A 13,136-nucleotide genomic window follows, 5' to 3' on the forward strand; every position below is an offset into this window, starting at 1 on the left:
TTATGTTTCAGAAGAAAAAAATCATTCTTTCATACGACTACGAGTTATTCTTTGGCGATAGGTCAGGGACGGTTGTGAAGTCTTTGATAGAACCAACCAACCTCCTGCTCAATGCAATGGATTCTGTAGGCTTTAAGGGTAACTTCTTTGTAGATTGGCAGATGCTTAAGTATTTGAAAGAAGCAAATACTGAACGTACCTTGGCAGACTACCAACTCATCGTTGATCAACTCAAGGATATGGTTTGCCGAGGCCACCGTATTGAATTGCATATCCATCCTCATTGGGTAGATGCTAAATATAATGGCGATGGTACATGGGACTTTTTCGAGTTTCGTCACTATAGTCTCAATAGCTTCTCTGAGCAGGAGATTGTAGATATGTTTGTAGAAGGAACAAATCTGCTTACAAACATCGCACGTGAGGTTGATTCAGATTACAAGATCGTTGCCTTCAGAGCAGGTGGATGGGCAGTACAACCTTTTGATAAATTGAAGAAAGGATTTCAAAAAGCGGGAATCAAGATTGATTCGTCCGTAGCACGAGGAGCATATGGTAAGAATAAGTATTCCTATTTTAATTTTATAGATTCTCCCGATGGTGAAATGTGGAGGTATGAAAATGATGTAATTATTCCTGATGATAAGGGGGAATTTATAGAGGTACCAATTTCTTCCTATCGAAGGACTATTGTCTATAGAGGATTAGACTGGATTAATAAGAAAGTTTTTAATGATTTAAAGTGTATAACTGACGGTACTCACATAAGAGGTGACTATCAAGAGGAGGCAAAACCTGATAATTATGTTAATTATTCCAGATACACTTTTTCTCAAAGGTCAATCCCAACGATTTTGTTAGCTTTCTTTGTTAATAACAAAGATTTGATAACCTATATAGATCACCCTAAAGACTTGAGTTTGTCCACTCTGCATGTAATAAAAATCTTATCAAAATATTCGAATACTGTAATGTATAAATCATTATTATAAAATGCCTAAAGTATTAATAATTTTTTCAGGCGCGGGTCTTATCGTGCATTTGAATGAAGGAGCCAAACATAGATTGAACTGTTATATTAAATGTTATAAAGAGGCTGGTTATGAAGTTGATGTTTTATGTCTGTTCAAGGATCTTGGCTATTGGAAATCTCTGAAAAAATATGTAGATAATAGCGTGCACTGGACTTTTGTACCTTATCTGTTTCCAAGAGCAAAGAATAAAACTCTTGCTTTGTTTTTGCGTTACTATAAGTATTTAGTAGGATGGTTCTATTCTACAATTAAGCATTACGATGTGGTTCAGAGCGAGGTGGATGGTTTGCCCTTACGTTTCATTGGTAACTCCTCTATGCGTATTACCGACTTCCATGGTGATGGTTATTACGAATATACCTCGAAGTATACACATAAGAAATGGTGTTCTAATAATTTTCTTTTCGACCAAGTTTGTTCTATTAAGTATTCTGATATTTGCATAACCGTATCCGAGAATCTTTGCAAACAGTTGGAAAAGAATACTGATACAAAGATTACAACCAATTCGATTATTTCTTGTGGTGTTAATACTGAGTTGTACAATTGTAATGCTTATGAGGGTGATTTGATGAAATTGACAGAAAATAGAATCGTCCTTGGCTATTGCGGAGGTCTACAAGCTTGGCAGAACATTAATCTGATTGTAGATCTTGCTATCAAACTGTACAAACTGGATGATCGTATTTTCTTAGTAATCTATACAGGTTTTGATATTCCTGCTAACTTGCAAAAGCAGCTTGATGGATTGGGTGCGGAGAACTATTGTATTAAAGGTCTGCTTCCAGCGGAAGTACCATCACATTTGAAACTTCTAGATGCTGGTTTCCTTTTGCGGGATGATCTTGTACTAAACACAGTGTCTTCACCAACAAAGATATGTGAGTACCTTGCTGCAGGCGTTCCAATGATTTGTACTGAGTATTCAGGAGATTATGCTCGTAGTGTACGCCATGGTAAGGAAGGTTTTATATTAAAGAACCATCCGAATTATGATTCTTACACAATTATAGAACTGCTCAGCTACCTTAAAGGAGTTAAGACAGATCGGGCTAATTATAAAAAAATGTGTGAGATGGCAGCATCGAAGCGTACTTTCAAATCTGAATTCTCTTTACTTGATCAATTTATCCGAAAGGAATTAAAGAATGTTTAATCTATACATTAATAATTTCAGTATTAGCATAAACAAGCTAAAAGCAGAGGATTTTGGGGAAAGTCAAGGTACTCTAATTAAGAAGTTCGAGTCTGATACCGATTTATTTAAGATAGAGCCAATCATTTTTCTTGCAGATCCTTTCCTGTTTTCATACAATGGGAGATTATATCTGTTTTATGAGAGACAAGACAGATGGTATGGTGTTGGTTATATTTGCATGCGTTTTACTGATGATATGCAGGTATGGTCAGATGAGGTAGATGTATTAAAGGAGGCTTTTCACTTGTCTTTCCCGTATGTTTTTGAGGATAATGGTAAAGTGTATATGTTGCCAGAAGCTGGATATAGTGGAACAATCCGCCTGTATGAAGCTTGTAATGACAATCTGAGTAAATGGAAATTGGCTAAGGTTATTATCGACGAGAAACGTCAGTGGGTGGATTCCTCTATCATCAAAAATGGGGCAAAGTACTATCTGTTTACATCTGTTAAAGAAAAGGAAAATTTCAATCAGCATCTATTTGTCTCTGATTCACTTGACGGCCCATATAAAGAGCACCCCAAGTCTCCGATTTATACAGGTAATGATTATGGCCGAAACGGAGGTGCTGTATTCTCTTTCAATGATAAGTTGTATCGCCCTGCCCAGATTTGTGTTTCAAGTTATGGAGAAGACATCACTTTGATGCAAATAGACCAATTGACTGCTGAAAAATACTCCGAGCACGTTTACAAGGATCGCATTTACAGTACAGTATTCTCTAATTATAATTTCGGTGGTCATCAGTTCAATATTATTAGTCATAATAAAGAATTGCTTATGACTATTGATTATCGAGTAAAGAACTATAATGTAATCGAATTGATAAGAAGAATCAAACGAAACTTTTTCAACCGATAATATGGAGTATACAATAAAGTTATATACAGAGGAGTATTTTGAGCAATGTGCCGAGATAGAACGCTATTTGTGGAAAGAAGACTTCGAAGGTAGAAAAATGCGCTTTGATTGGACTTATCACAAGAATCCAAACTATAATAAGTCCCTTAGTGTCATTGCGGTTACTCCAGACAATGAAGTCGTCGGATTCCGAGGTATCTTTCTAAACAAGTTCATAATAGGAGGAAAAAGTGAGGTGGTTGCACAAATCTGCGATACTGTCATTGTACCAAGTGCCAGAAAACAGGGGCTCTTTTCAAAGATGAATCGTTTTTCCATAGATGCGTTACGGAAAGAAGGTATAAAGTTAATTCTTGATACTGGTCCGTCTTGGATACCATATTATGGAAATAAGAAGATTGGTTTTGCTGACCTTATGTCTCTTCGCCACATGTACGATTTTTCATGGGGACGTATTCTGAAGAAAAGGCTTTTGGGTTCTCAGGAAAACTTTCACAATATAAATAATATTGAATTTGTAAAGAACAGCATTAAATACAAAATTACAGATTCGTTGTCGGACAAGGAAATTCAGTCCATTTGTGCCTTAGACAGGTTGGGCTCAATACACTCGTTTGTTGATCCAGATAATCTGAAATGGCGCATGACAAGAACTAACAAGTTTTACCGATTTGTGCAAGCGTTTGATGCTAATGATGTGCTATTATCTTTCTTGATGCTGTCAAGTATAGACTTGAAAGACTTCAATCTTGGGCTTGTTTTATATTCAGATAGAAATTATGTAAAAAAATCATACCGTTTCTTCAGAGAATATTGTAAACCGATAGAGGTCCTTGTTTGGAAACCAGAGGGGGATGCGAACGAATCAAAACTCCTAAGAAAGTTAGGTTTCCATACGATTCCGTTTTTACATTGTATAAGAAAAACTCCACCAGCTCTCATTTATTCACTACAATACGATAGAGTAGGTGAAATCAATTGGGAAATAAACGGAATCAATGTTCTCGAAGCAAATAGCTGGAATTTAAGGAAGTTGGATTTGGATAGTTTTTAATTTATGAATTCAATATCCTCAATAAGGTTTATGAACTCTCGATTTTTGGGAGTTTCGTATATCTTTCTTTTAATTGCTTGTTTGATATTGTCTGGACAGAAGCTTGTACCTGATGTAGGTGTTTTGTCTATGCAGATTATGATGGTAATGATCAGCTTGTTTGTTTTATCAATTAGTCAGAAAACAACTAGAGGCAGTCTTTTATTCATAATATTTTCTGCACATTTTATAATGAGTGTAGTCATCCGTTTGTTTTATATCGAACATTGGAATGACCCTCTTGGGCCAATTCCTATGGATGCCTTGGACTATCATATGGACGCACTCAAGGCTAGCAGATATTCGCTATCAGATTTCATGAATTTTTGTATAGAAGATCATGATTTGGATGATTCGGGATTTGCATATATCTTGTATTTTATCTATAGAATGTTTGGAAATGATTTTGGCATACATGTGGCACTTTTGGCAAATAGTGTAGCCGTCACCATGTTGTGTAATTATACTTATAAAATTGCTAACTACTATATTAGTTCTGAATATTCCAAACTAGTGATTGCTATTTTGGGTACGTTATCCTATTCGGTTGTGACCTCTGCAAATGGTCTTAAGGAAAATTTCTTTACTTTATTTGTTGTCGGTGCAATCTATTATTCTATTCGTTACTATACAATAAAGAATATTGGTAATTTGTTGATGTTGATTCTTTTTTCTGCATTGACTGTATTATTCCGATTGGCATTCTTACCAATGTTGATTCTTGCAATTGTGTCAGTAAGGTTTGCGAAATATGTAAAACTTAACTTAAGGAACGTATTTATATTAGTATTGTTGTTTGGTGTTTGTATATATATTGGGACACAACTTACTGCTTATCTATTAGCAATGAGAGGTTTATCGGAAAATGTGTTTAATGATATGCATGCTATGCACTATGCCGATTCTAACTTGGGAGGAATTTTATCTATGATAGCAAACAGTTTGTTCGCATTTGTAGGACCGATTCCTTCATTTGTTTCAACTGCCGATAAAATTTCTTATATTACAATGCCAAATTTTACGGTCTTCATATCCATCCTTTGGGGATCGCTTTTCATAGGAGGGTTTATCAAGGCAATTAATAGGAGAGATCATGTTTTTGTTATACTATCGACCATATTGCTTAACAGTATGATGGTTTTAATGATGTCTTTTTCTTTCAATTTCAGATATCGTTATATCGTATTTCCGTTTATAATGATTTTGACAGCTTATGGAATTCAGAACATAGAGGAAAAGGAACTTAAGTTTCATAAGGTATATATTGCTGGTATAATGACAATGATATTTTTTTATAATGTTGCTTTTTAGGAGAGCATATCTATGAACGTTTTGATAGTTACAAATGTCTATCCGACCAAGGAGCATCCTTATCATGGTATTTTTGTTTATGAACAAGTGCAGGCCATTAAACGATTGCATCCAGATGTAAATTTTGTTGTGTATTATATCAATGGTTTCGGTGATAAGTGGCAATACATGAAGTCGATACTTGGTGTTGCAAAGAAAATAAATAAAGGTAATTACGATTTAGTGCATATTCACTATGGATTGGCAGGAATGTATCATCTTAATCCTTTTTTAAAGCATTTGCCAACGATTACCACATTCCATGGAAGCGATATACAGCCCAAAGGTGGTAATGGAAAATTATCGGTTTTTGTGTCGAGAATTGCAGCAAAGCATTCTGATGTAGCCGTTATCCTGAATGATGATATGGAGTCTTTGGTCAAACCTTATTGTTCAAAGATTTATATGGTACCATGTGCTGTAAATTTGCAAACTTTCAAACCATTAGAAAAGACGGAGGTTCATGATAAGGTGCAGATTGTATTTCCAAGTAATCATGAGCGTCAGGTAAAGAATTATTCTCTTTTTTGTGAAACGCTTGAGATTCTGAAGCAGAAGTATAATATTGATGCAGAGGAACGTGAACTGAAGAATATGACTCGTCAGCAAATAGCACAATTGTATTCAAACAGTGATTTGCTGCTAATGACATCGAAGTCTGAAGGTTCCCCTCAAGCTGTAAAAGAAGCTATGTGTTGCAATCTTCCTTGTGTATCAACTCCAGTTGGCGATGTAAAGGTATTGCTTGAAGGGGTAAAGGATAGTTTTGTTTCAAAAGAACACAATGCAGAGGAACTTGCTCAGTTGGTTGCAGAATCGATTTTGCATAAGAAAAATGGTTTGTTGGGAAGAGACAAAATAATCCAACTGCAATTGGATGAGGATTCGGTTGCAAATAAAATTTATGACTTGTATCGTTCAGTAATTGGTGTTAAAAATAATGTCAAAACTAACTAATACCGTAATGTTCGCTTGTAACCAAGGTGGACATTTCAGCCAGATGATGGCAATGAAAGAATTGTTCGGTAAGTATGAGTCTGTATTGGTGACAGACAATGTGCGAGCAACCAAGGAAATGCTAACTTTGAAGAATATTGGACATATTGAAATTATAGAGGGTGAGTCTTCACGACGTAAGGAAGTGAAGGACAACGAGAGCGGTAGTCGGTGGTCATTTTTGGCTGTGTACTTTCAGATGTTTTTTGCCAGTCGAAAGATATGGAAACAGTATCGTCCCAAGGTGATTATCTCCACCGGCAGTAATATTGCCGTATCTCTGTTTATTATTGGCAAACTCCATGGTAGCAAAATTATTTTTATTGAAACTCGTGCCAAGGTGTATGCACGCTCGATGACTGGATTTTTGGTGTATAAGATGGCCGACCAAATCTTTGTGCAGTGGCCAGAGATGCTTAAATTCTATCCCGGAGCAAAGTATTGTGGGACATTAGTATAAACACACAATTATGGTATTTATAACATTAGGGACACAAGGCAATCAGTTTCCTCGCTGTTTGCAGATGGTGGAGGAACTCATAGATACATTACATCCTGCTCACGAATTTATAGTTCAATTGGGTAATACACATTATACCTCTGACACCATTAAATGTTTGGAATATGTGGCCGAGAATGAGTTTAAGGAGTACATAGCAAAAGCTGATGTGGTGATCAGTCATGCTGGTAGTGGCGCTTTATTTAGTGCCATACAGAAAGGGAAGAAGTGTATAGCAGTAGCTCGTTTAAAGAAATATAATGAGATGCTGAACGACCACCAAACAGAACTTGTTCGCAAACTTTCTCAGGAGGGGTACATACTGGATGGAACCTATTCTATTGTGGATGCTTGGGAAAAGTTAGACGATTTTACTCCTCGTGAAAATGATTTCACATGCGGGATACCTAGTGAAGTGGAGAAGTTGCTCAATAAATGGGGCGTAGAACTCAAGATGTAAATGACGAAATTGTTTTCCTATAGGAAGACTAGTTAATCAACCGTATCGATTATGAGAATTTATGACCGGTGATCATCGGAATTGCTAATAATAAACACTAAAAGATAATCCGACTTTTGACAAGATTTATAAGGAATACGCTTAAATACGGTTTTCTATATGAGACACGTCAAAATTGGACGCTAACAACTTATCATTAAAGCCTGAAGATAAGGCTCGTTTATTATTCTTTATCAATGAATGAAAGTTAAATCCAATTATTTACTATATCTGTAAATCATAATAAATGAGCTGTTTATAGTTCTATGCGGAAAATAGATAGTTATAATTGAATAAGTGAAAAATAAAATACAATGGAAAAAATTGTAAAAAGGTTTTTTGACTTGATGCTGGCATTGATTCTGTTTATTCCGGTATCATTGGTGTTGATATGCGGAATTATCTTTGTGAAGGCGGTGTCGCCTGAGGCATCACCTATCTTCAAGCAAGAACGTGTGGGCTACAAGAACAAGCTGTTTGCTTTATACAAGCTTCGTTCGATGACCAATGAGCGCGATGAGAACGGTGAGTTGCTGCCCGATGAGGTGCGATTGAAGAACTGGGGCAAAATTGTGCGCAAGACAAACATGGATGAACTCTTCCAAATATGGAATATTCTGAAGGGTGAGATGTCGTTTATCGGACCTCGTCCTATCTTGGCTAAAGAGATGCTGGTGATGACCGTGGCTGAGCAGCAGGAGCGTCAGTCGATGCGCCCTGGTATTACCGGTTGGGAGGCTGTACATGAGGGAGAGTCGGAGAACCGCCGACAGATGGCTGAGTTTGATCTTTACTATGTGCGTAACTGGAACTTGAAACTGGATTGGCTGGTGTTCTATAAAACGTTTGCCATTGTACTCGGTTGTCAGCGTCCTGTTGATAGTGTGCGTGCCCCGAAAATGACTGACGATCAAATTGTTGATCGAAAAGGATAAGCAAAGATGGAAATAGGTTCATTCCTTGAGTTGCAACTGCCGAAAGATCGTGAACTCTACCGCCAAGAGACTGATATTGCCAGACTGAACACTGGGCGCATGGGTATTTGGCATGCTTTTCGTGTAACCGGATGCAAACGCATTTGGATTCCGATTTACCAGTGTGACTCAATTCGCAAGACTTTTGAAAAGAAGGGTGTGGAGATGTGCTTCTATCATCAGGACAAAGACTGGAATCCGTTGGATATTGAAGTCAAAGAGGATGATGCGGTATTGTTGGTAAATTATTACGGCATCATGTCAAGCGAACGTATGACTGAATTAGCTAAGCCTTATGTGCATATCATCATCGATTGTGCACAGGCGTTCTTCTGCCATCCGGTGAAGGGGGCTTTGACTGTATATTCGTGTCGGAAATTTGTAGGTGTTCCTGATGGTGCATATGTTATTGGTAAGGATGCGCACAAGTATGTGGAGGAATACCCGCAATGTTACAGTTCGGATACGGCAACTTTCCTTTTGAAGCGAATTGAATATGGCTGTGAGGGTAAGGGCTATGAGGCACGTAGTCTGAACGAGCATCGCATTGACACCGAGGATTGTATGCAGATGTCGAAACTGACCCGTACGCTGATGGATGCGGAAGATTATATCTACAACCAGCAGAAGCGTAAGGAAAATTTTACTTATGTGCATAGGTGTTTGAGTGGCATTAATAAGATTGAACCTACTCGTTATATGGATGAGGAGACCATTCCAATGGTGTATCCCTTGGTAGTGGAGGATGATGCATTGATTCAAAAGCTGTTTGCGGTCAAGCACTTCCAGGGACACTGGTGGAGTTATATTTGCGAGGAGCAATCTGTAGAGAGCTTTGAGTACTGGATTAGTCGCTACATTATTCCGATTACCATTGATCAGCGTTATGGTAAGGAGGAGATGGACTATCTGGTAAATGTAATCAAGAATAAATAAACTATATAACAATGAATAATCAATACAACGGTCACCTGTGCATAGTGTTTGCACTGGAACACTATAATCCGCTGAACATGATTCGTGCCTTGGGCGAGAATGGTATCAATCCTGTTTACATCTCAGTGAAGCGTAGATACGAGGTGGCTACGAAGAGCAAGTATATTTCGGAGTTACATCGTGTGGACTCGGTAGAGGATGGTTTCCGTTTGCTGATGAAGCTGTATGGTCATCTGGCGGAGGAGACCGGTAAGAAACCTTACATTGTATTCTCGGACGATAAATCGGTGGGGTACTTTGACTTGCACTATGATGAGTGGAAGGATAATTTTATCACTTACAATGCGGATCGTACAGGTAGAATCAACGAGTTTATGGACAAGTATGAGATTCAGTTGTTGGCAAAGAGGCATGGCTTCAATGTGCTGGATTCGTATGTGATCAGTAAGAAAGATGAACTGCCAGAGAATCTTTGGTACCCGATTATCACCAAGGACATTTCGCCAAACTCGGGTAGTTGGAAGTCTGATGTATATATATGTCAGAATGAGCAGGAACTTCGTGAGGCTATCGTTAAGATTGAGAGCCCGCTGATTATGATCCAGCACTTTGTGGACAAACAGAATGAAATGGCGCTCGAAGGTTACTGTATCAACAAAGGTAAGGAGATGCAAATTGTGACTGAGATGAAGTGGAAATACTTGATTCAGGGTTACTACAGTCCTTATCATGATGTGAAGATGTTTGAGGATAAGGAGATGGAGAAGAAACTTCAGGCAATGTTCGAGGAAATCGGTTTTGAAGGTATATTTGAGGTGGAATTCCTGATTGATAAGGAGGGTATATATTACTTTATGGAAATTAACTTTCGTGCTTCGGCTTGGAATCCGACGGGAAAGTTTGTCGGTATGCCTTTGCCTTACCTTTGGATCAAGGGTATGGAGAATGGCTGTATTGATCCAGCTGACCGCAAGGAGTTTGAGCCTTTTACTAGTATGAGTGAAGTGATTGACTATGCTAAGCGTGTAGAGGGCGGTATGTGTTCGTTTGCCGAGTGGCTTCGCGATTTCAAAGACGCCAAGTGTGTATATCTCTACGACAAGGAGGATCGTGGCCCTTGGGATGAGGTGATTAAGAACTGGGAAAACTTTAAGTAATATGAAGAAAGTAATGCTCATTGGCATCGGTGGATATATCGGTGGTAAGTTTACAGAATATATTAATAAAAACTATCCTGGCTGGCAGATAGATGCGGTAGATAGTATGAACCGAAAGTGGGTGGAGGCTGACTTCCACGGATATGACGCGGTTTATAATGTGAGCGGTTTGGCTCATGCAAATGCACGTCAGGGTAGTGAGGAACAGTATTATGCTGTGAATGGTCAGCTACCTATCGATGTAGCAACCAAGACAAAAAACGAGGGTGTACCTATGTTCGTACAGATGAGTAGTCAGATTGTGTATGGCGATATGAGCGGATTGGGCGAGGAGAAGATAATTACGGCAGAGACTATACCATCTGAACCTACTATCTACGGCAAGAGTAAGATGATGGCAGAAAGAGGATTACAGAAGCTGGTGGATGATACATTTCAGATTGCTATCATACGTCCACCATTAATCTATAGCGAGTTTGCACGTGACAACTTTCCTCGTCTGGTGAATTTTGCAAAGAAGATGCCTGTTTTCCCTAAACTGGAAAACAGGCAGAGTATGGTATATGTGGACAATCTTTGTGAGTTGATATGTCTGATTATTGAGAACAATAAGGGGGGTATTTATTATCCGCAGCAGGAATGCTACATTGAGGTTAGTAAGATTGTAGCTGACATAGCCAAGGCTGTGGGTAACAAGATGTGGCAGACTCGCATCTTCAATCCTGTTCTTCGTTTGTTGAGCAAAGTACCTCAGTTGGGCTTTATCCATAAAGCGTTCGGCAGCATTGTGTACGATATGGAGTTGTCGAACCACTTTGATGGCAGATATCGTGTGGTGAGTTACGAGGAGAGTATTCGCAGAATCGCTAATGCACATATGGTTGTGTAACCCTTGCTTATGATGGTTGAAGAATACCCACTTATGAATTTAATTAAATAATAGCATGAAATACTTACTTGTAGTTGCTCATCCTGACGATGAGACTCTTGGTTCTGGTGCTTCGATGTGGAAATGGTCGCATAATGGTGATATTATTGATGTGTGCATTATGTGTACAGAGGCAAAGGCACGTGCATTCCGTCCGGAGGACAATGAACTTGAGGATGATACGAATGCATCGAATAAGTTCCTTGGGGTGAACAAGATTTATGAGGGAATTTTTCCGAACATCGAAATGAACACTGTGCCTCACCTGAAACTGGTACAGTTCATTGAGTCTGCTATCAAGGAGAGCGAGCCGGATGTGGTAATCACGCATCATCCTGCTGATACAAACAACGATCACTTACAGACTTCAATGGCGTGTCAGGAGGCTATTCGCCTGTTCCAGCGCAGACCAGAGGTTAAACGTGTAAAGGAATTCTGGTATATGGAAGTTCCGTCATGTTCGGAATGGGCCATTAACAGTGCTATGAATTTGTTTCGTCCAAATTGTTATGTAGAAGTGGAAAAAGAGGGGATTGATGCTAAAATAAAAGCATTGTCTATGTATAGAGGTGTGATGCGTCCTTATCCGCATCCACGTTCTGCTGAATATATCTACGGGTTGGCAGCAGTCAGAGGTAGTCAATGGGGAGTGAATTATGCGGAAGCATTTGAAGTTGTACTACGAACTTATTAAATAATAATACATAATAATAAGAGATAATAACTGATAGATAAATAATAGTTGAAAATCAAAAGATATTCATAATTGAAGTAAAATGTGTTTGATAGAACTTTTACTCTGTTTACATATGAAATTAATATGTTATAAACTACTTTTAGAAAACAGCCTCCATCGGGCTGTTTTCTTTGTTTATACTTCATCTTTGTATCGCAATTGTTTGCTGAAAAAATATCGAAGAAGTTTTCGTCGATTCGGATTGATGTTCTGAATGTGATCTGTAACCTGATGTTTACAATGAGGATGCATTGGTTGAATAGTCGTTACGGTGCGGTTGAATTGCAGGGTAAAATACTTCAAGACAAAAAAAATACTATCTTTGTGGCGTTCTACTAAAAGCATATAAGTGCGGATCGTAAGGTAAATATTTGATTCTCAGTTGTGCTACTATTAGACGTAAATATTTGTACAAAGTTTACTTAACAACAACATGATAATAGACAATCAATTACTGGATCAGGTATCCGGTCAGGCCAAAGAGAGTGAACGGTTGCGTATGAACTTCAATTTGCATGAAACTTTGGACGCCAAAGCACAACGGTTGCTTAATGCGTTGGAAGTAGGGACTGCGCTGCCCATACATCGGCATCGGCATACAGCAGAAACCTATATTCTACTGCGTGGGCACATTAATGTGATGTTCTACAATGCTGATGGGGGAGAGAGGGAGCGCTATGAACTGTATCCCGGAAATGGAATTTATGGGGTTCATATTCCGAAAGGGCAGTGGCATACTTTGGAAGTTCTGGAACCTTCCGTTATATTTGAAGTGAAGGATGGACCGTATATGCCTTTAGATAAGGAAGATATTTTAGAGTAACTGTTCGTCCGGTCTTTTTGAAGTATCTCTTTTTTTGTATCTTTGCGTGCT

General features: G+C 38.4%; 14 protein-coding genes. All 14 read left to right on the forward strand.

The genetic code is table 11. The features are described from left to right. The first annotated feature begins 2 nt into the window (after nt 1–2). The 14 genes from NQ546_RS10730 to NQ546_RS10795 all read left to right on the forward strand — a co-directional run bounded on the left by NQ546_RS10730 (nt 3) and on the right by NQ546_RS10795 (nt 13,085). Nucleotides 3–992, forward strand: coding sequence for a polysaccharide deacetylase family protein (locus NQ546_RS10730; RefSeq protein WP_004291139.1), 990 nt, complete (start codon nt 3–5; stop codon nt 990–992). Between the two features lies 1 nt (nt 993). Next, complete coding sequence (locus tag NQ546_RS10735) at nt 994–2,190, forward strand: glycosyltransferase (RefSeq protein ID WP_004291138.1); 1,197 nt, start codon at nt 994–996, stop codon at nt 2,188–2,190. Further along, the gene (locus NQ546_RS10740; protein ID WP_004291137.1) at nt 2,183–3,094 is read left to right on the forward strand and encodes a glucosamine inositolphosphorylceramide transferase family protein; all 912 of its coding nucleotides are present in this window, start codon (nt 2,183–2,185) and stop codon (nt 3,092–3,094) included. The genes NQ546_RS10735 and NQ546_RS10740 overlap by 8 nt, the downstream gene beginning before the upstream one ends. A gap of 1 nt (nt 3,095) precedes the next feature. Next, nucleotides 3,096–4,148 carry a GNAT family N-acetyltransferase gene (locus tag NQ546_RS10745; RefSeq protein WP_004291136.1) on the forward strand — a complete coding sequence of 351 codons (1,053 nt, stop codon included), beginning with the start codon at nt 3,096–3,098 and terminating at the stop codon, nt 4,146–4,148. 30 nt (nt 4,149–4,178) lie between these two features. Further along, nucleotides 4,179–5,498 carry a hypothetical protein gene (locus NQ546_RS10750; RefSeq protein WP_004291135.1) on the forward strand — a complete coding sequence of 440 codons (1,320 nt, stop codon included), beginning with the start codon at nt 4,179–4,181 and terminating at the stop codon, nt 5,496–5,498. A 12-nt stretch (nt 5,499–5,510) separates the two neighbouring features. Beyond that, complete coding sequence (locus NQ546_RS10755; RefSeq protein WP_004291134.1) at nt 5,511–6,494, forward strand: glycosyltransferase; 984 nt, start codon at nt 5,511–5,513, stop codon at nt 6,492–6,494. Next, nucleotides 6,478–6,993, forward strand: coding sequence for a PssD/Cps14F family polysaccharide biosynthesis glycosyltransferase (gene pssD, locus NQ546_RS10760; protein WP_004291133.1), 516 nt, complete (start codon nt 6,478–6,480; stop codon nt 6,991–6,993). The genes NQ546_RS10755 and pssD overlap by 17 nt, the downstream gene beginning before the upstream one ends. A 10-nt stretch (nt 6,994–7,003) precedes the next feature. Then, nucleotides 7,004–7,492, forward strand: a complete 489-nt coding sequence (locus NQ546_RS10765) for a glycosyltransferase (protein WP_004291132.1) — start codon at nt 7,004–7,006, stop codon at nt 7,490–7,492. Between the two features lie 353 nt (nt 7,493–7,845). Continuing rightward, the gene (locus NQ546_RS10770; protein ID WP_004291131.1) at nt 7,846–8,466 is read left to right on the forward strand and encodes a sugar transferase; all 621 of its coding nucleotides are present in this window, start codon (nt 7,846–7,848) and stop codon (nt 8,464–8,466) included. A 6-nt stretch (nt 8,467–8,472) separates the two neighbouring features. Continuing rightward, a complete protein-coding gene (locus NQ546_RS10775) occupies nt 8,473–9,441 on the forward strand; it encodes a hypothetical protein (RefSeq protein WP_004291130.1) in 969 nt (322 codons plus the stop codon). Between the two features lie 11 nt (nt 9,442–9,452). Beyond that, nucleotides 9,453–10,598: an ATP-grasp domain-containing protein gene (locus tag NQ546_RS10780; protein WP_004291129.1), complete on the forward strand. Its 1,146-nt coding sequence runs from the start codon at nt 9,453–9,455 to the stop codon at nt 10,596–10,598. Nucleotide 10,599: 1 nt separating this feature from the next. Then, nucleotides 10,600–11,487 carry an NAD-dependent epimerase/dehydratase family protein gene (locus NQ546_RS10785; protein ID WP_004291128.1) on the forward strand — a complete coding sequence of 296 codons (888 nt, stop codon included), beginning with the start codon at nt 10,600–10,602 and terminating at the stop codon, nt 11,485–11,487. Nucleotides 11,488–11,542: 55 nt separating this feature from the next. Beyond that, nucleotides 11,543–12,220 (forward strand): PIG-L deacetylase family protein, encoded by a 678-nt coding sequence (locus NQ546_RS10790; protein ID WP_004291127.1) that lies wholly within the window; start codon nt 11,543–11,545, stop codon nt 12,218–12,220. Between the two features lie 475 nt (nt 12,221–12,695). Continuing rightward, nucleotides 12,696–13,085, forward strand: coding sequence for a WbuC family cupin fold metalloprotein (locus NQ546_RS10795; RefSeq protein ID WP_004291125.1), 390 nt, complete (start codon nt 12,696–12,698; stop codon nt 13,083–13,085). Nucleotides 13,086–13,136: the final 51 nt, after the last annotated feature.

The organism is Bacteroides eggerthii, assembly GCF_025146565.1.
Classification (GTDB): domain Bacteria; phylum Bacteroidota; class Bacteroidia; order Bacteroidales; family Bacteroidaceae; genus Bacteroides; species Bacteroides eggerthii.

Bases quoted from the DNA above. Each gene is read 5' to 3' on its own strand.
- NQ546_RS10730 (WP_004291139.1), top strand. From the start codon at position 3: ATGTTTCAGAAGAAAAAAATCATTCTTTCATACGACTACGAGTTATTC.
- NQ546_RS10735 (WP_004291138.1), top strand. From the start codon at position 994: ATGCCTAAAGTATTAATAATTTTTTCAGGCGCGGGTCTTATCGTGCAT.
- NQ546_RS10740 (WP_004291137.1), top strand. From the start codon at position 2,183: ATGTTTAATCTATACATTAATAATTTCAGTATTAGCATAAACAAGCTA.
- NQ546_RS10745 (WP_004291136.1), top strand. From the start codon at position 3,096: ATGGAGTATACAATAAAGTTATATACAGAGGAGTATTTTGAGCAATGT.
- NQ546_RS10750 (WP_004291135.1), top strand. From the start codon at position 4,179: ATGAACTCTCGATTTTTGGGAGTTTCGTATATCTTTCTTTTAATTGCT.
- NQ546_RS10755 (WP_004291134.1), top strand. From the start codon at position 5,511: ATGAACGTTTTGATAGTTACAAATGTCTATCCGACCAAGGAGCATCCT.
- pssD (WP_004291133.1), top strand. From the start codon at position 6,478: ATGTCAAAACTAACTAATACCGTAATGTTCGCTTGTAACCAAGGTGGA.
- NQ546_RS10765 (WP_004291132.1), top strand. From the start codon at position 7,004: ATGGTATTTATAACATTAGGGACACAAGGCAATCAGTTTCCTCGCTGT.
- NQ546_RS10770 (WP_004291131.1), top strand. From the start codon at position 7,846: ATGGAAAAAATTGTAAAAAGGTTTTTTGACTTGATGCTGGCATTGATT.
- NQ546_RS10775 (WP_004291130.1), top strand. From the start codon at position 8,473: ATGGAAATAGGTTCATTCCTTGAGTTGCAACTGCCGAAAGATCGTGAA.
- NQ546_RS10780 (WP_004291129.1), top strand. From the start codon at position 9,453: ATGAATAATCAATACAACGGTCACCTGTGCATAGTGTTTGCACTGGAA.
- NQ546_RS10785 (WP_004291128.1), top strand. From the start codon at position 10,600: ATGAAGAAAGTAATGCTCATTGGCATCGGTGGATATATCGGTGGTAAG.
- NQ546_RS10790 (WP_004291127.1), top strand. From the start codon at position 11,543: ATGAAATACTTACTTGTAGTTGCTCATCCTGACGATGAGACTCTTGGT.
- NQ546_RS10795 (WP_004291125.1), top strand. From the start codon at position 12,696: ATGATAATAGACAATCAATTACTGGATCAGGTATCCGGTCAGGCCAAA.